The sequence below is a fragment of the Streptomyces sp. NPDC043896 genome (assembly GCF_056435605.1).
Genome location: NZ_JBWKEE010000002.1, coordinates 258,746 through 280,013, shown reverse-complemented (window position 1 = coordinate 280,013; position 21,268 = coordinate 258,746). Strand labels below are relative to the sequence as shown.

General features: G+C 74.4%; 18 protein-coding genes. 15 read left to right on the top strand and 3 right to left on the bottom strand.

Annotation, left to right across the window (positions count from 1 at the left end):
• The first annotated feature begins 139 nt into the window (after positions 1 to 139).
• Positions 140 to 358, top strand: coding sequence for an acyl-CoA carboxylase subunit epsilon (locus AC069X_RS04020; RefSeq protein WP_478724802.1), 219 nt, complete (start codon positions 140 to 142; stop codon positions 356 to 358).
• Positions 359 to 543: 185 nt separating this feature from the next.
• Here the strand turns inward: AC069X_RS04020 and AC069X_RS04015 are convergent, their stop codons facing one another.
• On the bottom strand, positions 544 to 2,175 hold the full coding sequence (locus AC069X_RS04015) for an FAD-dependent oxidoreductase (protein WP_478724800.1): 1,632 nt from the start codon (positions 2,173 to 2,175) through the stop codon (positions 544 to 546).
• Between the two features lie 290 nt (positions 2,176 to 2,465).
• Between AC069X_RS04015 and AC069X_RS04010 the strand changes: the two genes are divergently transcribed.
• The 10 genes from AC069X_RS04010 to AC069X_RS03965 all read left to right on the top strand — a co-directional run bounded on the left by AC069X_RS04010 (position 2,466) and on the right by AC069X_RS03965 (position 11,637).
• Complete coding sequence (locus tag AC069X_RS04010; protein ID WP_478724798.1) at positions 2,466 to 3,551, top strand: SchA/CurD-like domain-containing protein; 1,086 nt, start codon at positions 2,466 to 2,468, stop codon at positions 3,549 to 3,551.
• Between the two features lie 109 nt (positions 3,552 to 3,660).
• Positions 3,661 to 4,107: a cupin domain-containing protein gene (locus tag AC069X_RS04005; RefSeq protein WP_478724796.1), complete on the top strand. Its 447-nt coding sequence runs from the start codon at positions 3,661 to 3,663 to the stop codon at positions 4,105 to 4,107.
• Positions 4,104 to 5,375, top strand: coding sequence for a beta-ketoacyl-[acyl-carrier-protein] synthase family protein (locus AC069X_RS04000; protein WP_478724794.1), 1,272 nt, complete (start codon positions 4,104 to 4,106; stop codon positions 5,373 to 5,375). The genes AC069X_RS04005 and AC069X_RS04000 overlap by 4 nt, the downstream gene beginning before the upstream one ends.
• Positions 5,372 to 6,625, top strand: coding sequence for a beta-ketoacyl synthase N-terminal-like domain-containing protein (locus tag AC069X_RS03995; protein WP_478724792.1), 1,254 nt, complete (start codon positions 5,372 to 5,374; stop codon positions 6,623 to 6,625). Before AC069X_RS04000 ends, AC069X_RS03995 begins: the two co-directional genes overlap by 4 nt.
• A 98-nt stretch (positions 6,626 to 6,723) precedes the next feature.
• A complete protein-coding gene (locus AC069X_RS03990; protein ID WP_478724790.1) occupies positions 6,724 to 6,978 on the top strand; it encodes an acyl carrier protein in 255 nt (84 codons plus the stop codon).
• Position 6,979: 1 nt separating this feature from the next.
• Entirely contained in the window at positions 6,980 to 7,459 is a 480-nt protein-coding gene (locus AC069X_RS03985) for an SRPBCC family protein (protein ID WP_478724788.1), read from the top strand.
• A 46-nt stretch (positions 7,460 to 7,505) separates the two neighbouring features.
• On the top strand, positions 7,506 to 7,838 hold the full coding sequence (locus tag AC069X_RS03980) for a TcmI family type II polyketide cyclase (protein ID WP_478724786.1): 333 nt from the start codon (positions 7,506 to 7,508) through the stop codon (positions 7,836 to 7,838).
• 382 nt (positions 7,839 to 8,220) lie between these two features.
• Positions 8,221 to 10,290, top strand: coding sequence for an RICIN domain-containing protein (locus tag AC069X_RS03975; protein ID WP_478724784.1), 2,070 nt, complete (start codon positions 8,221 to 8,223; stop codon positions 10,288 to 10,290).
• Between the two features lie 110 nt (positions 10,291 to 10,400).
• Positions 10,401 to 11,024, top strand: a complete 624-nt coding sequence (locus AC069X_RS03970; RefSeq protein ID WP_478724782.1) for a hypothetical protein — start codon at positions 10,401 to 10,403, stop codon at positions 11,022 to 11,024.
• A gap of 97 nt (positions 11,025 to 11,121) precedes the next feature.
• Entirely contained in the window at positions 11,122 to 11,637 is a 516-nt protein-coding gene (locus tag AC069X_RS03965) for a mycothiol transferase (protein WP_478724780.1), read from the top strand.
• A gap of 370 nt (positions 11,638 to 12,007) precedes the next feature.
• On the opposite strand, the gene AC069X_RS03960 is transcribed toward AC069X_RS03965, so the two are convergent.
• On the bottom strand, positions 12,008 to 12,418 hold the full coding sequence (locus tag AC069X_RS03960; protein WP_007262362.1) for an organic hydroperoxide resistance protein: 411 nt from the start codon (positions 12,416 to 12,418) through the stop codon (positions 12,008 to 12,010).
• 120 nt (positions 12,419 to 12,538) lie between these two features.
• On the opposite strand from AC069X_RS03960, the gene AC069X_RS03955 reads away from it, so the two are divergent.
• Positions 12,539 to 13,039, top strand: coding sequence for a MarR family winged helix-turn-helix transcriptional regulator (locus AC069X_RS03955; protein ID WP_478724777.1), 501 nt, complete (start codon positions 12,539 to 12,541; stop codon positions 13,037 to 13,039).
• 35 nt (positions 13,040 to 13,074) lie between these two features.
• On the opposite strand, the gene AC069X_RS03950 is transcribed toward AC069X_RS03955, so the two are convergent.
• A complete protein-coding gene (locus tag AC069X_RS03950; RefSeq protein WP_478724775.1) occupies positions 13,075 to 13,521 on the bottom strand; it encodes a MarR family winged helix-turn-helix transcriptional regulator in 447 nt (148 codons plus the stop codon).
• A gap of 139 nt (positions 13,522 to 13,660) precedes the next feature.
• On the opposite strand from AC069X_RS03950, the gene AC069X_RS03945 reads away from it, so the two are divergent.
• From AC069X_RS03945 to AC069X_RS03935, 3 genes are all read left to right on the top strand, one after another.
• Positions 13,661 to 15,163 (top strand): MFS transporter, encoded by a 1,503-nt coding sequence (locus AC069X_RS03945; protein ID WP_478724773.1) that lies wholly within the window; start codon positions 13,661 to 13,663, stop codon positions 15,161 to 15,163.
• A gap of 202 nt (positions 15,164 to 15,365) precedes the next feature.
• Entirely contained in the window at positions 15,366 to 16,226 is an 861-nt protein-coding gene (locus AC069X_RS03940; RefSeq protein WP_478724771.1) for a DUF4132 domain-containing protein, read from the top strand.
• The coding region (locus AC069X_RS03935) for a hypothetical protein (protein ID WP_478724769.1) at positions 16,223 to 21,268 on the top strand (5,046 nt) is incomplete at its 3' end. The genes AC069X_RS03940 and AC069X_RS03935, both read left to right, overlap by 4 nt.

Here is a 21,268-nt window from a genome sequence, read left to right as displayed (position 1 = left end):
GTGTCGCCCGGATGGGTGCGTGCGGGGCTCCCCCGCACGACACGCCGCCGGGGGGCTCGTAGCGTCGTCAGCATCCGGGCCGTGGCCCGGGCGGGCCCCGGCAGGGGTCAGGGGGGTCTCCGGACGAGAGGCCGTACCGATGGGAAGCGACGTCTCCATATCCAGCCTGCTCCGGATCCACCGGGGCACCGCCGAGCCCGAGGAGCTGGCCGCCATCACGGTGGTGGTCGCCTGCCTCGCGGGCCGGGCCGCACGCCCTGCGGCCGCCGGAGCCCGGCCGGGCCGCGGGGCGCACCACCGCCCGCCCCCGAGGCCGATGGGCCACGGCTGCTGGGCGGGGTGCTGGGCCTGCGGGTAGGCGCGGCCGGGTGAGGGTGTCCGGACGGACCACGGCCGGACACCCCTCCCCGGACACCCCCGCCCCGGACCCCGGACACCCCCGGACCGCGCCTTCCGGACCGCGCCTTCCGGATCAGGGCCGGCCCGGTCGCGGGACACCGCCGGGCCGGCCCGGTCCTGACGGATCGAGGCCGGCCGGGGCCGTCAGGAGCGGCGCAGCAGGCGCGTCATGGCGTCCGCGAGTTCCCCGCGCGCGTCGGCCGGAGCGCCCTCGGCGCGCCAGGCCACGAAGCCGTCGGGGCGTACGAGGACGGCGCCGTCGGCGGGCAGTTCGTGCAGTGCCGCCCAGTCGGTTCCCTCCGGCTGGACCAGGTCGGCGTCCGGCCCGGAGCCGACGGTGTAGGCGTCCAGGTGCGCGCCCAGTTCCCGCGCGACCTGGTGGGCCGCCTCCTGCCAGGGCGTGCCCGGGGAGCTGAGCAGCACGAACGAGGTCTCGTACAGGTCCAGCGCGGAGATCCGCTCGCCGGCCCTGGTGAGCCACAGGTGCGGGGCGCGGGTGCCGACGTCGCCCTTGAGCCGCATCTCCTCCGGGATGACCGGGCGCGACGGGTCGCCGCCGAGGACGGCGCCGCTCGGGTAGCAGTAGCCCATGGCGGTGGTGAGGACCCCGCTGCCGGGACCGCCGCCCATGGTGGGCGGGGGCACGTAGCCGGGGTGGCTGTGCTCGGCCGAACGGGCGGAGGCGCGCTCGCTGGTGGCCCTGGCCACGGGGAGGCGTTCCTCCTCGTAGCTGTCGAGCAGGCGGGGACCGGCGGACCCGTTCAGCACCGCCGCGATCTTCCAGGCGAGGTTGTGCGCGTCCTGGATGCCGGTGTTGGAGCCGAAGGCCCCGGTGGGGGACATCTCGTGGGCGGCGTCGCCCACCACGAAGACCCGGCCGACGGAGTACTGCTCGGCGACCCGTTCGGCGGCGTGCCAGGGGGCCTTGCCGCCGATCTCCACGTCGAGGCCGGGCAGCCCGATGGCCTCGCGGATCTGCGCGACGCAGCGCTCCTCGGTGAAGTCCTCCAGCGTCTCGCCCGTCTCCGGGTGCCAGGGGGCGTGGAAGACCCACTGGGTCTCGTTGTCCACGGGCAGCAGCGCCCCGTCCGCGCCGGGCCGCATCAGGTAGCACACGATGAAGCGCAGGTCGCCCAGGGCCTCGGCGAGCTGCTCGGAGCGGAAGACGATGCTCACGTTGTGGAACAGCTCGCCGTTGCCGGTCTGGCGGATGCCCAGCGCTTCCCGGACGGGGCTGCGCGGGCCGTCCGCCGCGATCAGGAAGTCGGCGCGGACGGTGAGGTGCTCGCCCGTCTCGCGGTTCTTCACCAGGGCGCTCACTCCCGTGGCGTCCTGGTCGAAGCTCATCAGCTCGGTGGAGAAGCGTACGTCGGCCCCCTGCGCGCGGCTCTGCGCCGCCAGGACCGGCTCGATGTTGTTCTGGCTGCACAGGCACCAGCCGGTCGGGCTGAAGCGGGCGAGGGCCCCGGAGGGGTCGACCGCCTTGATGAGCCACTTGTGCTCACCGCCGATGAGGGCGTGTGTCTGGAGGATGCCCTGATTGGCCTCCAGGGCGGAGGCCTCCTTGCGGATGGCGGGTTCGACCCCCGCCGTCCGGAAGAGTTCCATCGTCCGGGCGTTGATCCCCCGTCCGCGCGGGTGGACGGAGGTCCCGGCGTGCTTCTCGACCACCATGTGCCTGATGCCGTGGCGGCTCAGGAACAGCGAGGTGGAGAGGCCTACGAGGGAACCGCCCACGACGAGGACCGGGACGCGGACATCGGCACGTTCTTCCATCGGCTGCGGACTCCTGTTTCGTGTGGGGGCAGTCAACGCCTTATGCCCCCGATCAGCGTTCTTGCCCGGGCGAGTCGCGTCTTGTCACCCGCTTGATCCGGAGATGTCGCGATCCGTACCCGGCCGGATGACGATGAGCGACAGCGGCGGACCCACTTGGGCCACACCGTCCGCCGTTCCCGACCGCGCAGGCCCGCGGGGCCCGCGGGACCCGCACCCCGGCGGTCGCCGCCACGACGCGACGTACCGCGCGGGCGCCGGTCCCCAGGACCTCACGAAGGAGTGAGCAGATGACAACCACCCTGTCCGAACGGGTGTCGCAGTCCGCGTTCGACGGCTCCATGCTGCGGGTCGTCCTGCTGATGGACCTCCACGAGGGCGCCCAGCAGCGGTTCTTCGACGCCTACGAGCAGCTGCGGCACGACATCGCGTCGGTGCCCGGCCACCTCGGCGACCAGCTCTGCCAGTCCTTCGCGAACCCCTCGCAGTGGCTGATCACCAGCGAGTGGGAGAGCGCGCCGCAGTACCTCGCCTGGGTGAACAGCGAGCAGCACGTCGAGCAGGTGAGGCCGCTGGGCGCCTGCGCCCGCTCGATGCGGCCGTTGACCTTCACCGTCCTGCGCGAGACCGGCAAGCGGTACGAGGCCCCGGAGGCGGCGTCCGGCCGGCTCCAGGGCTCGCCCCGGCTCGGCGAGGGCGTCGTCCGGCACGCGCTGACCTTCACGGTGAAGCCGGGCAGCGAGGGGAAGGTCGCCGAGATCCTGTCCTCGTACGACTCGCCGGCCGCCCGGGTCGACGACCACACCCGGCTGCTGCGCACCTCCCTGTTCATGCACGGCAACCGCGTGGTGCGGGCGGTGGAGGTGCAGGGCGACCTGACGGCGGCGCTGCGGCACGTGTCGGAGCAGCCCGAGGTGCGGGCCGTGGAGCACGCCATCAACCCGTACCTGGAGCAGGACCGGGACCTGTCCGACCCGGAGTCGGCGCGGATGTTCTTCATGCGCGCGGGCCTGCCGGCCGTGCACCACGTGGCCGCGCACGGACCGCAGCCCGACCGGGTGACGCGGCACGCGCTCTTCTACCCGGCGAAGGCGGGCTGCGGGCCGCTCGTCGCCCGCTTCCTGGCCCGCCAGGACGAGGCGGCCGCGAAGGTGCCCACCTCCCCGGTCCTGAGCAGCAGCATCTTCCAGCGCGACGACGTGGTGGTGCGCCTCCTCGACGTCAAGGGCCCGGCCGACGGCCGCTTCGCCGCGGGCTTCGGCATCGAGGGACCGCGCAAGGCGGCGGTGCTGAAGCGCCTGCTGGCCGGGGCGCCCGGCACCGCCCCCCACCCCATGGACCCGATCACCGACCGCCGGGCTCCGGTGGAGTCCTGATCCGGACGGACCGGCCGGGCCCCGCCCGGACCGGCCCCCGCACCACCCCCGTCACCACCCGGCAGCCCACGCGCACGCCAAGGCTCCGATCCGCCAGGAGGAAGTCAGCATGACCAGACATCAGCCGCGCATCGTCGACCTCAGCGAGACCCAGCCCAACCGCAGGCGCGGAGGGGATCTGCGCGCCGTGCTCACCCCGACCTCGGTGGGCTCGACCAGCGGCTTCATGGGCCTGGCGGTGATGGCCCCCGGCGAGTCGATCGCCGAGCACTACCATCCGTACTCCGAGGAGTTCGTGTACGTGGTCGCCGGGTCCCTGGAAGTGGACCTCGACGGTGAGACCCACCCGCTGCGCGTCGACCAGGGCCTGATGGTCCCGCTGAACGTGCGCCACCGGTTCCGCAACGTCGGCGGCACCGAGGCCCGGATGGTGTTCCACCTCGGCCCGCTCGCCCCGGACCCGAAGCTCGGGCACGTGGACACCGAGGAGGCCCCGAACCCGGACGCCACCGCCTGGGCGGAGCGTCCCCCGGAGCGCTCCGGGGTGGTCTCGTGACGCCCCGGCGGGTGGCCGTGACCGGGGTCGGCGTCGTGGCCCCGGGCGGCATCGGCACCGCCGCCTTCTGGGACCTCCTGTCCAACGGCCGCACGGCGACCCGTGGCATCACCCTGTTCGACCCGTCGGGGTTCCGCTCCCGGATAGCCGCCGAGGTCGACTTCGACCCCTCCGAGCACGGCCTCACCGACGACGAGGCGGCCCGGGCCGACCGGTACATCCAGTTCGCCCTGGTCGCCGCCCGCGAGGCGATGGCCGACGCCGGGCTGGAGCTCGACGGCGAGAGCGCCTGGCGCACGGGCGTCTCCCTCGGCACCGCGGTCGGCGGCACCACCCGGCTGGAGCACGACTACGTCGCGGTCAGCCAGCGGGGGGCGTGGTGGGACGTGGACCACCGTCTCTCCTCCCCCTTCCTGCACCGCGCGTTCACGCCCGCCACCCTCGCCTCGGCGGTGGCGGAGCAGACCGGGGCGCGCGGCCCCGTGCAGACGGTCTCCACCGGATGCACGTCGGGGCTCGACGCCGTCGGGTACGCCGTGCACTCCATCCAGGAGGGCCGGATGGACGTGTGCGTCGCCGGCGCCTCGGACTCACCCGTCTCCCCCATCACCGTGGCCTGCTTCGACGCCATCAAGGCGACCTCGGCGAACAACGAGGACCCGGCGCACGCCTCCCGCCCCTTCGACGCCGACCGGGACGGCTTCGTCCTCGGCGAGGGCGGGGCGGTGCTGGTCCTGGAGGAGCTGGAGCACGCCCGGGCGCGCGGCGCGCGGATCTACTGCGAGATCGGCGGGTACGCCACCTTCGGCAACGCCCACCACATGACCGGGCTGACGGCCGAGGGCCTGGAGATGGCCCGGGCGATATCCACCGCCCTGGCGCAGGCCAGGATCGAAGCCCGGGACATCGACTACGTCAACGCGCACGGTTCCGGGACCAAGCAGAACGACCGCCACGAGACGGCGGCCGTCAAGCGGGTGCTCGGCGACCACGCCTACAAGACGCCGATGACCTCCATCAAGTCCATGGTGGGGCACTCCCTCGGCGCCATCGGGGCGATCGAACTCGCGGCCTGCGTCCTGGCGATGACGCACCACGTGGTGCCGCCGACCGCGAACTACGAGACCCCCGACCCCGAATGCGACCTGGACTACGTGCCGCGCACGGCTCGCAGCCACACCCTGCGCAGCGTGCTGTCGGTCGGCAGCGGCTTCGGCGGCTTCCAGTCCGCCGTGGTCATGACCCAGCCCAAGGAGGTACGCGCGTGAACAGACGCACTGCCGGCGAGCAGGTGGCCGTCACGGGCATCGGGGTCGTCGCGCCCAACGGGATCGGCGCCGCCGCGTTCTGGAAGGCGACCCAGGCGGGCGAGAGCGTCCTGGACCGGGTGACCCGGCAGGGGTGTGAACACCTGCCGGTGCGCGTCGCCGGCGAGGTGCGCGGATTCGAGCCCGGAGAGCTGGTCGAGGACCGGTTCCTCGTCCAGACCGACCGCTTCAGCCACTACGCGCTGGCGGCGGCCGACCTGGCACTGGAGCACGCCCGGCTGGGCCGGGCGGACTACGAGGACGATCCGTACGCGGTGGGCGTCGTCACCGCGGCCGGGTCGGGCGGCGGCGAGTTCGGGCAGCGCGAGCTGCAGCGGCTGTGGGGGCAGGGCCCCCGCTACGTCGGCCCGTACCAGTCGATCGCCTGGTTCTACGCGGCCAGCACCGGCCAGGTCTCCATCCGGCGCGGGTTCAAGGGCCCCTGCGGGGTGGTGGCGAGCGACGAGGCGGGCGGGCTGGACGCCTTCGCGCACGCCGCCCGGGGGATCCGCCAGGGCAGCCGGGCGATGCTGGTCGGGGCCACGGAGGCGCCGCTGGCGCCGTACTCGGTGGTCTGCCAGCTGGGGTACGAGGGGCTCAGCTCCGAGGAGGATCCGGAGCGCGCCTACCGGCCGTTCACCGCGAAGGCCTGCGGGTTCGTCCCGGCGGAGGGCGGTGCGATGTTCACCGTCGAGGACGTGCGGGAGGCCGAGCGGCGGGGCGCCCCGGTACGGGCCCTGCTGGCGGGGCACGCCGCCACCTTCACCGGGCCGGGAAGGCCGGAGGAGTCGGGCGAGGGCCTGGCCCACGCCGTCCGCGGCGCGCTGCGGGAGGCGGGCCTGGCGCCCGAGGAGGTGGACGTGGTCTTCGCCGACGCCCTGGGCACGCCCGAGGCGGACGCGGCGGAGGCGAGGGCGATCCGGGAGGCGCTGGGCGCGCACGGCGCGAAGGTGCCCGTGACGGCTCCCAAGACCGGTACCGGGCGGGCGTACTGCGCGGCCGGGACCCTGGACGCGGCCGCGGCCGTCCTCGCGCTGGAGCACGGCGTCGTCCCTCCCACCCCGAACGTCTTCGACGTCTGCCACGACCTCGACGTGGTCACCGGCAGCGCCCGCGTCGCCCCGCTGCGCACCGCGCTCGTCCTGAGCCGGGGCCGGATGGGGTCGAACGCGGCACTCGTCCTCCGCAAGGGGCCCGGATCCGGAGCGTAGGGACCGGTACCCCGCGGCACACGGGCCGGGCACGGGCCCGGCCCCCGGAAGCAGAAAGAGACCCGCACTCAGGAAAGAGCAGGAAAGAGAGAGGCACCATGTCCGACCGACTGACCATGGAAGAGCTGGCGACGCTCATGAAGACCGCCGGCATCACCGTCGACCCCACGGAGCTGGCGAGCCGCCCGGACTCCCGCTTCGACGACTACGGCCTGGACTCGCTGGGCCTGCTCGGCATCGTCGGTGAGCTGGAGAACCGGCGGGGCCGGGCGCTGCCCACGGACGCGGACCGCTGCAAGAGCCCGCGCGAGTTCGTCGACCTCGTCAACAACAGCCTGATGACCGGAGCCTGACATGCCTGGACACACCGACAACGAGATCGTCGTCAAAGCCCCCGTCGACGTCGTGTGGGACGTGACGAACGACCTGCCGAACTGGCCGAAGCTGTTCAGCGAGTACGCGTCGATCGAGATCCTGGAGAAGACCGGGAACACCACCCGGTTCCGGCTCGCCATGCACCCCGACGAGAACGGCGTGGTGTGGAGCTGGGTCTCGGAGCGGACGGTGGACCGGGCGGGCCTCACGGTGAAGGCCCGCCGGGTGGAGACGGGTCCGTTCGCGCACATGGACATCCACTGGGAGTACGGGGAGGTCCCCGGCGGCACCCGGATGCGGTGGGTCCAGGACTTCGCGATGAAGCCGGACGCACCCGTCGACGACGCGGGGATGACCGAGCGCATCAACCTCAACTCCCGGATCCAGATGGAGCTGATCCGGGACAAGATCGAGCAGCGGGAGCGGGGCGGCCGCAAGGCACCCGCCGGCCGCCGCTGAGGCACTCCCCCTCCCCCGCTCCCCCAGTCGAAAGGCCCACCTCCCCATGCACCAAGCCCTCATCGTGGCCCGTATGGCACCCGGTTCGGCGCCCGACATCGCCGGACTGTTCGCCGCCTCGGACGCGGGTGAGCTGCCCCACCTGGTCGGGGTCAGCCGCCGCAGTCTCTTCCAGTTCGGGGACGTGTACATGCACCTGATCGAGGCCGACCGGGACCCGGAGCCGGCCATCGCGAAGGTGGTCGGGCACCCGGAGTTCCGCGAACTGAGCGAGCGGCTCTCGGCCTTCGTCAGCCCCCACGACCCGAAGACGTGGCGGGGCCCGAAGGACGCGATGGCCCAGCGGTTCTACGTCTGGGAGCGGGACGCCGCCCGGTAGTCCGTACGGGTGCCCAAGCCGGCGCCGCACCTTCCGGGCGGCCTGGGCACCCACGGCCACGCGCTCCGGCCGCGTCCGCTTCACGGCTCGTGACGGGGGGAATTCGGCAGGTAGTTTTTGAATGAATACCTGACTGAATTCCCGTCAACAAGGTTCCGCCTAGTATCTCGATTTGATAACGAGATCCGGGAAAAGGCCTGGACCTTTGACGCGCAACGCGCGTAACTCCCTTGATTTCAAAGCAGGTTGACAGTTCATCAAATCAGACAACAAGGTAACGGATAGATTTCTCGGACCGGGCTCCCGTTTGTCCGAATTCTCCGAGCCGCCCATCTGGCAAGCTTCCGCGCACCCACTCTCCTGACCAGGACTTGAGGTGCGCATGACAGCACGATCCACCGGCCGGCGCCGCAAGCCCGGCCACCGGCGCAAACCCCGGAAGCTGATACTCCTCACCGCCGCCATGGCATCGGCGGCGGTGCTCGCGGGAGGCATCGCCTACTCCGGGATCGGCGGCGACGCCGAGGCGACCACCACCGCACTGGCCGAGGCGCCGGCCGCGGCCGCCGAACCGGCCGCCGCGCCCGCCCGGGACGCGGAACCGGCCCCGCTCGACAAGACGCCCGCGAACGAGGGCAGCCGCGGCATGGTCTACGACGGGCTGGAGACGGCCCCCAAGGGCGACCGCTGCGTCGGCGTCTACCGCACGAAGGCGGGCCTGTGCACCCACGGGCCCGACGCTCCCCCGGGGGGCGTCGACATCAAGAAGGACGTCGAGCCCGTCGTCCGCACGAAGGCCCCGGCGGCCGACCCCGCCTCCCCGGCCAACGCCGACCCGGCCGCCACCGAAGGCGGCGGGCGTCCTCAGGACGCGCCCGCCGCCGACGCCAACAGCGCCGCGAACGCCAAGGCCCCCGCCCCGCCCGCCTCCGGCGGCCAGGCGGTCGCCGCCGGCCCCGCCGGACAGACCGTCCAGTGCGACGGCGACGGCACCACCGGGAACCGCGTCCAGGTCGTGTACGTGCACGGCCCCGGCCGCGACCGGTACGCCGAGTACGTGGCCTCGTTCCGCAAGTGGGCGGCCGACGCCGACCTCATCTACGCGGCGAGCGCCAAGGAGACCGGCGGAGTCCGGCACATCCGCTACGTGACGGCCGCCGACTGCACCCCCTCGGTGCTCAACATCGAACTCCCCGACTCCGCGCTCGCGGAGTTCAGCGCCACCAACAGCGCGCTGGCCGCCAAGGGGCTCGACCGCCGCGACCGCAAGTACATGATCTTCGCGGACAGCCAGGTCTACTGCGGCATCGGCACCTTCAACGGCGACGAGCGGCCCGGCCAGAACAACCTGAGCAACTTCGGCCCCTCCTACGGCCGTACCGACTCGGGCTGCTGGGGCGGCCACACCGCCGCGCACGAACTCGGGCACAACCTGGGCGCGGTCAACAACAGCGCGCCCAACACCAGCCGGGGCGCCCACTGCACCGACGAGTGGGACGTCATGTGCTACTCGGACACCCCGTACTACCCGCAGATGCGCAACGTCTGCACCAACAAGGCGTCCGAGAACATCCTGGACTGCAACCACGACGACTACTTCCACACCAGTCCGAAGCCCGGCAGCTACCTGGCCACGCACTGGAACATCGCGGACAACCAGTTCCTGATGCGGAACGCGGGCGGGGGCGGCACCAATCCGAACCCGAACCCGAGCCCGTCGCCCACGGCGAAGCCGAGCCCGTCCCCCAGCACCAAGCCCACCGGGGCCCCCGCGGTGACGGCCGGCCAGATCCAGTCGGACTCGGCCGTGCTGAGCTGGCCCAAGACCGAGGGCGCCGCCTGGTACCAGGTGCTGCTGAACGGCAAGCACCTGACCTGGGTCCAGTCCACCTCGCTGCGCGTCTACAACCTCAAGCCCGGTACCGCGTACACGGCCGCCGTGTCCGTCCGCGACGGCTCCGGCCGTGACAGCGGCCCCGGCAAGGCCGCGTCGTTCCGTACGACCGACACCGGCGGCGGCGCCACCACCCCGGGCACCCGCTACGTGCTCGGCAACGGCAGCAGCGGCATGGCCGCCGAGCTGTGGGGCGGGCGCACCGCCGACGGCACCGTGCTCGTCGCGAACCGGACCAACGGCTACGCGCAGCAGCAGTGGTACTTCGACGACGCGGGCAACGGCACGGTACGGATCAAGTCCGCGGCCTCCGGCAAGTGCCTCCAGCCCGGCGGCGCGGCCGCCGCGGGCATGTGGGTCGCGCAGCAGCCCTGCGGGAACTCCGCCGCCCAGCAGTGGCGGGTCACCTCCCGCGACGGCGCGGTGACCATCACCGACCCGAGCGGCGGCTTCGCCCTGACCGTCAGCAACCGGCCCTACTACGGGACCTGGCTGCTCGACCTCCAGCGGGCGGACGGCCGTCCGGCGCAGGTCTGGACGGCCCGCAAGGCCGGCTGACCGAGCCCCCGAACCGGCGGGCGGCCGTACTCCCCTACGGCCGCCCGCCCCTCGTCTTCCCCTCCCGCACCTCCCCTCCCGCACCTCCCCTCACCTGGAGCACCGTGCCGATGCGCCGACCCTTCCCGCACCTCCCCGCCCTGGCCCTCGCCGCGCTCACCCTCCCCCTGCTGTGCCTCGTCCTGGCCATGGGCGCCGCGGGGCCGGCCCACGCCCACGGCGACGGGCTGAAGGTGGTCATCACCGGTCAGCGGGACGGCCGTGTCACGGCCGACGTCACCTGGGAGAACGACGGTGACGCCGTCGAGGAGGCCGTGGCCGCCACCGTGAACGCCGTCAGCCCCGACGGGAGCCGTACGCAGGGCCCGTGGCGGCTGGTGCGCGACGCCGGCCGGGCCGCTGGATGGGTCACGGCCGAGGCGCTGCCGCCCGGCGCGTGGAAGGTGACCGTGGACGTGGGCTTCCCCGAGCTCGGGCACGCGCGGCAGGAGGTCGCGGTACCGGCCGTGGACCCGGCACCGTCCGCACCGGCCCCCTCCGCGCCCCCCGCTTCGACCCCGCCGCCCCCGTCCGCCCCCGCGGCCCCCTCGGCCCCCGCCGCCCCGGCGACCGCGCCTTCCGGCGGTTCGGGCGCTTCCGGCGGTTCGGGCGGCTGGTGGACCACCGCCGGGGTGGCCGGGATCGCCCTCGCCGGCGCGGCGGCCGGGATCTTCCTGCGCCGCTCACGCCGCTGACGGAGTGTCGCCCGCCGGGCCCGGCGGCGGCCGAGCATGGTGGTCCCCGGAACGGCTCGACGGCGTACGCGACGAGAGACAGGGCTGGGGACTGCTCATGAAGGCCACGGAGGTACTGGCGGACGGATTCGGACGCGTCCGGGAGGTGGTGCACGAGGCGGTCGGCGGGCTCACGGCCGAACGGCTGAACGCCCGTCCCGACCCGGGGGCGAACTCGATCGCCTGGCTGGTCTGGCACCTGACCAGGGTCCAGGACGACCACGTGGCCGACGCCTCGGACCTGGACCAGGTGTGGCGGGCGGGCGGCTGGGCGGAGCGCTTCGCCCTGCCCCTGCCCGCCGACGACACCGGCTACGGCCACACCGCCGCCCAGGCCGGCACGGTCCGCGTCGACTCCCCCGAACTGCTGCTGGGCTACCACGACGCGGTGCACGAACAGAGCCTGCGCTTCGTGCGCGGCCTCGCCGCCTCCGACCTGGAGCGGATCGTCGACGAGCGCTGGGACCCGCCGGTCAGCCTGGGCGTACGCCTCGTCAGCGTCCTGGCGGACGACCTCCAGCACGCGGGCCAGGCGGCCTACGTCCGGGGCGTCCTCCAGCGCACGTCCGGGTAGCCCAGGGTCCGTCCGGGCGGTACGCCGCGCTCGCGTGCCCGGCGGAGGAGCGGGCGGAGGGCGGGGGGCAGCGGGAGGAGGCTCTCGCGGGGGCCGCCACGAGCACGGCGACGGCGGGCGCGAGGGGCTGGGCGGGCGGGATCGCCGCCGGGCCGATGCCCGTGTTGCGCCAGGCCCGCGCCGACCGGGGGGCGGGCGCCGCGATCCAGGTCCGGGTACGCCTCAGAGCGCCGCTCGTTGCCGTGCCCGTACGGTCATCGGACGGATCACGGCGTCGCCATCACCCTGCTCCGCCTGGCCCCCGGGCGGTGCCGGCGGCGGTGGCCCGCGCGGTGGTGGCCGCGCGGCGCACCGCCTGACGGGGCCGCTGCTACTCGATGACGAGCTCGACGGGGATGTTGCCCCGGGTGGCCTTGGAGTACGGGCAGACCTCGTGGGCCTGCTTGACCAGCAGGGTGCCGGTCTCGCCCTCCAGGTGGGCCGGGAGCTCGACGCGCAGGGTGACGGCGAGGCCGAAGCCGCCGGCGTCCTGGCCGATGGAGGCCTCGGCGGTGACGGACACGTCGCCGGTGTCGACCTTCGCCTGGCGGCCGACCAGCCCGAGGGCGCTGGCGAAGCAGGCCGCGTAGCCGGCGGCGAAGAGCTGCTCGGGGTTGGTGCCCTGGCCGTTGCCGCCGAGCGCCGGGGGCATGGCGAGCGGGAGGTCGATCTGGCCGTCGGAGCTGACGGCACGGCCCTCGCGGCCGTTGGCGGTGGCGACGGCGGTGTACAGCGCGTCCATCGGGAGGTCCTTTCAGAGGGGCGGGGCGGCCGGTGGCCGACCCTCGACCACAAATAGAGCACACAATTCAGTTGTGCACAACTCAATGGCTCGCAAGTCGGCTCCGGTACACTGGGGCGCATGACCGAGCAGCCCGCCGACCTCCTCCGCGAACCCCTTCGCGACCAGGACTTCCTGCGCCTCGACGGGCAGATCTGCTTCGCGCTGGGCGCCGCGAACCGCGCCTTCGGGGGGCTCTACCGGGTCGTCCTGAAGGACCTGGGGCTGACCTACCCCCAGTACCTGGTGATGCTGGTGCTCTGGGAGCACGGCACGATGCCGGTCAAGCAGCTCGGAGCGCACCTGCGGCTCGACTCGGGCACGCTCTCGCCCCTGCTCAAGCGCCTGGAGGCGGCCGGTCTGATCCGGCGCGAGCGCAGCACGGAGGACGAGCGCTCGGTGCACGCGGTGCTCACCGAGGACGGCGCCGCCCTGCGCGGTCGCGCCGTGGAGGTCCCGCGCCGGATCGCCCGGGCCACCGGGTTCGAGCTGGCCGAGATCCGCGAGCTCCAGCAGCGGCTGGGCCGGCTCACGGCCGCCCTCGACGCCGCCGTGGAGTCGGCCGGCGCCGGCCCGGAGTAGGACCGGAGCAGGACCGGAGCCGGCCGGGGCCGGGCTCAGGCGGCGGGGTCGTGCTCCAGCGCGGGGCGCAGGCGTTCCAGCAGGGCGTAGAGGGCCGCGCTCTCCGCCTCGTCCAGCACGTCCAGGGCCCCGTGCGTGGCCTGCATCTCCTCGCGCACCCGGCGGATGATCTCGCGGCCCTCGTCGGTCGCGACGACGTTCTTGACCCGGCGGTCCCTCGGCGCCGGCTCGCGCCGCACCAGCCCGCGCGCCTGGAGCCGGTCCACGATGCCGGTGACGTTCGAGGCGTCGCAGGCCAGCAGGGCGGCGAGGCCGCGCATCGGCACGGGCCCCTCCAGCTGGGCGAGGACCTTGGCCTGCGTCGAGGTGAGCCCGTGGCGGGCCGCGGCGGTGGCGAAGTCCCGCCACTGGGCGCTGCCGATGGCCGCGAGCAGTTCCAGCAGCTCGAGCTTGGCGGGGCGGTAGGGGGCGGTGGTGCTCATGGCCCCGGAGCCTAGTCGAGGATGGTTTACATTATCAACCTTTTACTTGACCACCTTAATCATTGCTGGCTACCTTCGTCGAAGTACTTGATGACATAAAACATCTGCTTCCTGAAGCACTTAAGAAGGTCCTCCCCGCATGAGCTCCGCCGCATCCGCCCCCGCCGAAGCGAGGAACAGGAACGAGACGGTGATCGTCTTCGCCCTGAGCCTCGCCGCCATGGTCGTGTCGATGATGCAGACCCTGCCCGTACCGATCCTGGGTCTGATCCGCGACGACCTCGGCACCTCCGCCGCCGAAGTGAGCTGGGTGACCACCGCCACCCTCCTCTCCGCCGCCGTCTTCACCCCACTGCTCGGCCGCTTCGGCGACCAGCACGGCAAGAAGCCCACCCTGGTGGCCGTCCTCGGCGTGATGGTGGCGGGCTCCGTGGTGGCCGCGCTGGCGACCTCCCTGCCCCTGCTGATCCTGGGCCGCGTGCTTCAGGGCGCTGCCACCGCGATCTTCCCGCTCGCCCTGTCCGTGCTGCGCGAAGAGGTCCGGCCGCAGAAGCTGCCGGGCGCGATGGCGCTGGTCAGCGGCACGCTCGCGTTCGGCAGCGGCTTGGCGCTGGTCGCCACCGGCCTGCTGACCTCCGGCGGCGGAGCCGACTACCGCAACGCCTTCTGGATGGCGACCGGCTTCGCCGCCCTGGCCCTGCTGGCCGTGGTCTTCCTGGTCCCGGCCACCCGGCACAAGACCGGCGGACGCACCGACTTCCTCGGCGCGCTGACCCTCGGCATCGCCCTGCTGCTGCTCCTGCTGCCCGTCTCCCAGGGCCACGAGTGGGGCTGGTCCTCCGGCCGCACCCTGGGCAGCTTCGCCGGCGCCGCCGTCATGGCCGCCGTCTGGGTCCTGGTCGAGCGCAAGGTCTCCGAGCCGCTCGTCGACATGAAGATGTTTGTCCACCGCCCGGTGCTCATGGCCAACCTGGCCGGCATCCTCGTCGGCTTCGGGATGTTCGCCAACTTCCTGGGCGTCTCCTACCTCGTCCAGATGCCCGAGGAGCTCACCGGCTACGGCTTCGACGCGTCCATCCTGCGCGCCTCCGTCCAGTTCCTGCTGCCCGGCGCGATCGTCTCGCTCCTCGCCTCCCCCGTCGGCGGCCGGCTGGTCCGCCACCGCGGTCCCCGGCTCGCGCTCACCCTGGCCGCCGCCCTGGGCGCCGCCGGCTTCGGCTGGCTGGCCCTCGGCCACGGCCACTCCCTCTCGGTCATCGGCGCGGGCCTCGTCGTCGGCGCGGCCGTCAGCTTCGGCTACGCCGCCATGCCCGCGGTGATCATGTCGAGCGTCCCGCACCACCAGAGCGGCATCGCCAACGGCATCAACTCCATCTCCCGCTCCACCGGCAGCGCGATCGGCAGCGCCGTCGTCACCACGATCCTGGCCTCCCGGACCGTCGAGCACCTGCCCCAGGGCGTCCCGCCGCTGCCCGCCGAGTCCGGATTCACCCTCACCTTCTGGATCGGTGCCGCCGCCTTCGCCCTGGTCGCGCTGATCAGCCGGCTCGGACTGCGCTCCGGCCAGGGCACGCGCCTGGTCCGGCCGGCCGCGCCGAGCGCCGTCGGATCGAAGGCCGTGGCCACCGCCGACGCGGTCTGACCCCTCGTCAAACCCCTCCCCCGCCGCCCCCGGTCCCCGTGGACCGGGGGCGGCGGCATGTCCGGGCGTCCGCGCGGAACCCTCCCGTCCGCGTTGTCAGTGGGGCTCGCTAGTCTCCCCGCATACCGCAGCTCGGCAGGCGCTCGCGCCTTGCCGACGGCTGCGCAAGTCGTTTTTCGGACATGCGGAGGGGCGCGCGCTGATGGGCTGGCTGGCGTTGGACGAGGGATACGAGATCTCCCTCGTGGAGGGGAAGGTCGCGGTACGGCGGCCCTCGGGACGGGAGTTGAAGGCACTGCCGAAGGCGCTGCGCGACCATCCCGAGGTGGACCGGCTGCGCCGGCTCGCCGAATGGCTGGGCCGCCACGAGACGGCCTGCGTGGCGCAGGTCGACACCTGGATGGTGTCCTCGCTGCCGGTGCCGACCGAGCTCATCGCCCGGGTCTGGCCCGACGAGGCCTGGCAGGCCGCGCTGCGCGACCTCGCGGTGGTCCCCGACAGCGACCCCGACGAGGTGGGCTTCCTGCGCGACGCCACCCCCGCCGGCGAGCTGAAGGTGGTCAACCTCGACGGGGAGACCGTACGCCTCTCCCCGCGCACGGTGACCCTGCCGCACCCCGTGCTGCTGCCCGACCTGGACGACGTACGGGAGTTCGCGGCCGAGCTGGACATCACCCAGCGGGTCGAGCAGATCCACCGGGCGACCTGGGAGAAGCCCGCGGACCTGGAGCCGGCCGCCACCGAGGTCCGGGACTACGCCGGCGGCGTCTTCCCCTCCCGGTTCAGCCTCGCGGCCCGCGCCACGAACCTCGGCTACCGGGTCACCGGCGGCTACGCCACCTGCAAGGTGCGCGACGCGGGCCGGGCGGTGGAGGCCGCCGTGTGGATCGGCGAACCCTACTGGGACTCCGAGTCGGCCACCGGGGCGCTGAACTGGCACGACGAGGAGGGCCGGGCGGTACGCCTGGGCGAGGTCGGACCGGTCGCCTGGTCCGAGGGCATGCGGATGGCCGCGGCGCTGTACGCCGGGCGCAGGATCGAAGAGGGCGGGGACGCAGCGTGAGCACCACCGACACCACGGGCACGGCCGGGAACGGCCCCGGCGACAGCGCCGCACTGCTGGCGGCGGGAGCCGTCCTGCCCACGGGAACCACCGGGGCGGGCCCCTCCGCCGTCCCCCTGGCCGCGCGGACGTACCGCCACCCCGCCCTCGGCGACGAGCGGGTCGTCGTCCGGCTGGCCGCGGCCGAGCTCGGCGCCGCCGAGGACCTGGCCGCGGGCTTCCTGGGCCTCGTACCGGACGGCGAACCGGAGGTGGTCGGCCTCGGCCGGCGCCAGGCCCTCGGCTTCCCCGAGTGGGTGCTGGTGCACCACCCCGAGGACGGGCACCACGCGCTGGCCGTCGTCCCCGAACTGGACCGGCTGGCCCGCCAGGCCAAGACCAAGCCCAAGGCCGCCCTCGACGCCTGCACCGAACTCGCCGACCGGCTCGCCGCCGCCGTCCCGCACTTCCTGCCCGTCTTCTACGAGCAGGCCGCGCGGATCTTCCTCGGCGTCGAGAACACCGCCTACGCGGCGCAGCTGTTCGGCCGCGCCCGCACCGCCGAGGCCCGCTACGGCCTGGCCGTCGACGAGGACCGGACCGACGCCGTCTTCCTGGAGTTCGCCCTGGCCGGCGCCCTGCCGGTGAAGGTGCTCACCGGCTACGGCAAGGAGCTGGCCCAGCGGGTCGCGCCCGCCGAGGCCTTCGAGCGGTTCCGCCGCCTGTGCGTACGGCGCACCGCGGGCGGGCTCGCGCCGTCCGCCCAGGCCTCCGCCGAACTGCGCCGGCTGGCCCGCGCCGCCGGTCTGACCGGCAACGAGCCCGAGCAGGAGTACCTCGCCGAGCTGCTGCCGCTGCCCGCCACCCTGCGGGCCGCCGCCGGCTGGTGGAAGTCCCACCGTACGGCCCTCGTGGCGCTCGCCCGGCGCGTCCCCGCCGTACGCGGGACCCTGCTCGGCATCACCCCGTCCGGCGGGGGCGACGCCGGGGAACTCGCCGCCCTGTGGCTGGACGTGCTGGAGGAGTCCGGCGCCACCGCCGGACTGGTCCGGGACGACCTGCCCGCCGAGGAGCGCTGCGCCGACGGCACCGCGGGCTGGCTGGAGCGCTTCCACACCGCCCGGCACACCGGCTGGGGCACCCCGCCCCCGCTGCCCGCGCTGCTCCCCCTCGTCGTCCGCTGCGCCGGCCGGCTGCGCGCCGAACTCGCCCTGCCGGGGCGCGAACAGGGGCTCCGGCTGGGCCTCCAGGACGTGGACCTGCTCGACCTGCTGCTCGCGTCCGGCCTGACCGTCGCCGAGCCCGGCACGAACGAGGTGCTGGGCCTGGACTCCTGGGCCCGTTCGGCAGAGCGGCGCGACCTGCGGGCGCTGTGCGCCGACGAGCGGATGCGTCCGGCGTTCCTGCGCACCCTGGAGCGCTTCAACACCCACATGTCGAACGACCGCGGGACGGTGCGGCTGCTGGCGCAGACCCCGGGCAGCGCCCCGCTGGTCGCCGAGTGGGTCCGCCGGGTCGCCGCCGAGTCCACGGCGGCGGCTCTCCCGGAGCTCCCCGAGGCGCTGCGCCGGCTCACCTGGCTGCCGTCCGAGGCGCTGGCCCTCGCTCCCGAGGAGGTGACCCGGGCCGCCTCCGCCGATCTGGGCGAGATCCTGGCCCGCACCCTGCGGGGCGGCCTGTTCGAGGAACTGGTCTGGCCCGCCTGGGAGAACGCCGTCGCCGAGCTGGCGCCCGGCCTCGGCCGCACGCGGCTGACCGTGATGGACGCCTGGCCGTACGTGATCCTCGCCAACTCCACGCAGGTCCGGGTCATCGGCCCCGACTCCACCGTGCTCACCCACGACCTGCGGGTCCCGCCCGGCGACCGGTACCACCACGGCTTCCACTACACCGACGGCGACCTGCTCGTCTTCTGGGCGTCCTACGACGGCCCGGTCGAGGGCTACTGGCTGAGCGCCCCCGACGACGTCCTCACCCTGGACTCCGCCGGGAACTACTGGTCGGTGCGGTCCGAGCACGTCAGCCTGCCGCTGGCCGGCGGCGGCCGCACCACCGGCGGCGCCGCCCCGCTGCACGCGGGCGACAGCAGGATCCCCGCCGAACAGCCGGTCATCACCGACGGGACCTCGTACTGGGTCTGGGACCAGGGCGGCCGCCCCGGCGACTGGGGCTGGGCCGAGTACGACCCGGCCACGGGCGTGACGGGGCGGCGCTCCCTGCCGGGCTTCCTCGCCACCGCCCTGGACGGCCACCCGGACGGCAGCGTCCTGAACGACCACGTCGGGCAGAACTGGCTGCGGCCGACGCCCTCCGTCGAGGGCTCCGTGCTGGGCACGCCCGTCGACGGGCTGCTCGGCTGGCGCGTCGTGCACGTCCAGGGCGGGGGCTGGCACGGTTCCGACAACACCGGGCGCTCCGTCACCGTCCGCGCGGGCGGACCCCTCCCGCGCGCGGCCGTCTCCTTCCCCGGCGACGACCGGCCGCGCGCCGTCTCCCGGGACTGGCGGACCCTGTCCCTCACCGACCCCGGGGGCGCCGTCACCTGCCGGGTCACCTCCGACCACAACGGCGGCCTCTTCTGGACCGGCCACGCCGAACTCCCGAGGCTCGCCTACTGGTACTGCCTGCGGCCCCGCGACCCCGAGGGCTCCGCGGCGCTGCGCGCGCTGGACGCGCGCGGTGCAGGGGAGCTGCTGGCCGCCGCCGCGCGGGCGGAGAAGCGCGCGGACCACCCGGCGCTGATCGGCGCGGCCCTGCCGGCCGTCACCGCGCCCGCGCTGCTCGGCGGGGTGGTGGACACCGTCCGCTCCGCTCTGGCCCAGCGCAAGGCCCTGGACCGGGTCGCGGCCGCGCTGAAGCCGGCCCCGGACGCGGTCCCGAAGACCCCGGTGGAGCGGGGTCCGGCCGACCTGGTGATCGACCGTGCGCTGCACGGGCTGACGGGGTCCCCGCACCACCGGTACCACGGCGGGGACTCCGACGGCACCTTCCGCTTCCTGCGCCGGCTGGCGGAGACCGTCACCGACACCGCCGCCGAGGCGGTGCCGGGCCGGCTGCACGTGGACATGCCGAAGGTGGCCCATTCCTCCCTCCCCTGGGCCGGACTGTTCCTGGACGCCCCGGCGGCCGTCGCCTACCGCTCGGTCGTCACCGGCGACACCACCGAGGAGGAGCGGGCGGCGCTGCTGCGGATGCTCGGCGAGGTGGACGCCCTCGGCCTCGCCTCGACAGCGGCCTCCGCCGGGCGGTGGCGGCGCCTGCGGGTGCGGATCGACACCGCGCGGCTGCTGGCGGCCGACGGCCGCGAGCGGGGCCGGGGCAGCCGGCACCGCGCCGTGATCCCGCTCGGCGGCGGCGCCCTGCTCGCCCTCGACGCACAGACCCAGGAGTACCCCGAGGGCCGCGAGTTCAACGCCCTGCTGCACGACCCGGCCGGGGCCTTCGCCGTGCCCTCCCCCTACACCGGGGCCGGAGCGGCCGGGCCGGCCGGCGACCGGGAGCGCGGCGCCGACTGGTGCGCCGCCTTCCTGAAGGAGGCCGCCGAGCGCGGTCCGGCCCCCTGGTTCCCGGAGGCCGCCGAGGAGTTCGCGCGGCTCACCGGGGTCTCCGCCGCCATGGCCGGGCTGGTCCTCGCGGGCCTGCCGCACCTGGACACGTACGAGCGCGGGTTCCTGCCCGCCGAGCTGCGCGACACCCTCAAGGTGAAGGCCACCGACGCCGCGAACGCCCGCGACGAGCTCCGGGAGCTGGGCGTGGACGTCCGGCGCGCCGTGGTCGCGGCGCTGCTGCCCGCCGACCCGGCGGGACTGTGGACACGGGGCCCGGACGCGGCGGCCGCCGCGCGGGTGTGGAACGAGCGCGTGGGCCGCCGTACCCCCGTGCCCGAGTGGCTGCTCGCCGAGGCCGTCAAGGACGTGCGCGGCGGCTGGGCCCCGCACCGGGCGCTGCCCGCGCTGCTCGACGCAGCGGCGTCCGAGGTGCTGAGCACGGATGTCGCGTGGACGGTCAAGGGGGACCACGTGGAGCCCTGCGCCCCGGTGGAGCGGCCCTTCGACACGGAGGTGCTGACGGGGGCCGCGGCCCTCACGGCCTGGCTCGCTCACCGGCTGCCCGCCGGGCATCCCGTACGGGCCTGCCTGCCGCCGGCGCTGACCGCGCTGCGCCAGCGCCTCGCCTCGCCCGAACTGCTGCTCAGCGTCGGCCACTACATCCGGCTGCCCGACTTCCGCAAGGCGGCGGGCACCCCCACCGAGACCGGTGAAGGGTACGAGCGGTACGGCGCGGTGGTCCTGGCCACGCAGGACACGCAGCCGCGGCCCGCGCTGCGGCCCGCCCTGCTGGACTCGACCGGGTCGGACCCGTACCTGCCGCTGCTGCGCGGCACCGACCAGCAGCCCTCCGGGGCGGAGACGGCGCTGCGCCTGGTCCAGGACCCGGCGTTCGCCGCGCTGCTCGCCGATCCGGGGACACCGGTCGCGGGCGCCCTCGACAAGGACGGCACCTGGTGGCCGCAGGACCCGTCGCGCAGCGTGCCGGAGCTGGTGGCGGAGGTGTCCGCGGCCTACGGGCTCGGCGCGGACGCGGCCGCCCTGTACCTGGCGCTGCTGGCGATGCCCGATCCCACCGACCGCAACACGGCCCGCTGGACGGGCTGGAAGCCGGCCCGGATGAAGGCGGCCCGCGCCGAACTGGCCGCCACGGAGCTGGTGGTGCAGGCCACCCGTTCCCGCGCCGGGCGCTCCCTGTTCCTGCCCTGCGGCTGGACCGAGCCGGGGGCGCCGGTGCTGCCGGTGGAGGCGTGGAAGCTGCCCCTGTACGCGCTGGCGGCGGGCGGTCGTCCGGCGCTGGGCGTACTGGTGCCCGCCGAGCCGGCGGCGGAGCTGTACCGCCGGGCTTGGGGGCGGGTCCGCGAGGGAGACGTACCGCGCTTCGAGGAGCTGAAGGTGAAGCGCGCCGGCGGCCGCCGGCGACGAAGGGTCCGGCGGGGGGGGGGGAGGGGGGGGGAGAGGACGAACCCAACCCCCTCCCGCTCCCCTCCTCCCCCCCCCCCCCTCCCCCCCCCC

Coding starts and splice junctions, on each gene's coding strand:
- AC069X_RS03960 (WP_007262362.1), bottom strand. CDS start 12,418: ATGGACGCGCTGTACACCGCCGTCGCCACCGCCAACGGCCGCGAGGGC.
- AC069X_RS03965 (WP_478724780.1), top strand. CDS start 11,122: ATGAAGGCCACGGAGGTACTGGCGGACGGATTCGGACGCGTCCGGGAG.
- AC069X_RS03985 (WP_478724788.1), top strand. CDS start 6,980: ATGCCTGGACACACCGACAACGAGATCGTCGTCAAAGCCCCCGTCGAC.
- AC069X_RS04020 (WP_478724802.1), top strand. CDS start 140: ATGGGAAGCGACGTCTCCATATCCAGCCTGCTCCGGATCCACCGGGGC.
- AC069X_RS03970 (WP_478724782.1), top strand. CDS start 10,401: ATGCGCCGACCCTTCCCGCACCTCCCCGCCCTGGCCCTCGCCGCGCTC.
- AC069X_RS04015 (WP_478724800.1), bottom strand. CDS start 2,175: ATGGAAGAACGTGCCGATGTCCGCGTCCCGGTCCTCGTCGTGGGCGGT.
- AC069X_RS03975 (WP_478724784.1), top strand. CDS start 8,221: ATGACAGCACGATCCACCGGCCGGCGCCGCAAGCCCGGCCACCGGCGC.
- AC069X_RS04010 (WP_478724798.1), top strand. CDS start 2,466: ATGACAACCACCCTGTCCGAACGGGTGTCGCAGTCCGCGTTCGACGGC.
- AC069X_RS03955 (WP_478724777.1), top strand. CDS start 12,539: ATGACCGAGCAGCCCGCCGACCTCCTCCGCGAACCCCTTCGCGACCAG.
- AC069X_RS03990 (WP_478724790.1), top strand. CDS start 6,724: ATGTCCGACCGACTGACCATGGAAGAGCTGGCGACGCTCATGAAGACC.
- AC069X_RS03980 (WP_478724786.1), top strand. CDS start 7,506: ATGCACCAAGCCCTCATCGTGGCCCGTATGGCACCCGGTTCGGCGCCC.
- AC069X_RS04005 (WP_478724796.1), top strand. CDS start 3,661: ATGACCAGACATCAGCCGCGCATCGTCGACCTCAGCGAGACCCAGCCC.
- AC069X_RS03940 (WP_478724771.1), top strand. CDS start 15,366: ATGGGCTGGCTGGCGTTGGACGAGGGATACGAGATCTCCCTCGTGGAG.
- AC069X_RS03950 (WP_478724775.1), bottom strand. CDS start 13,521: ATGAGCACCACCGCCCCCTACCGCCCCGCCAAGCTCGAGCTGCTGGAA.
- AC069X_RS03945 (WP_478724773.1), top strand. CDS start 13,661: ATGAGCTCCGCCGCATCCGCCCCCGCCGAAGCGAGGAACAGGAACGAG.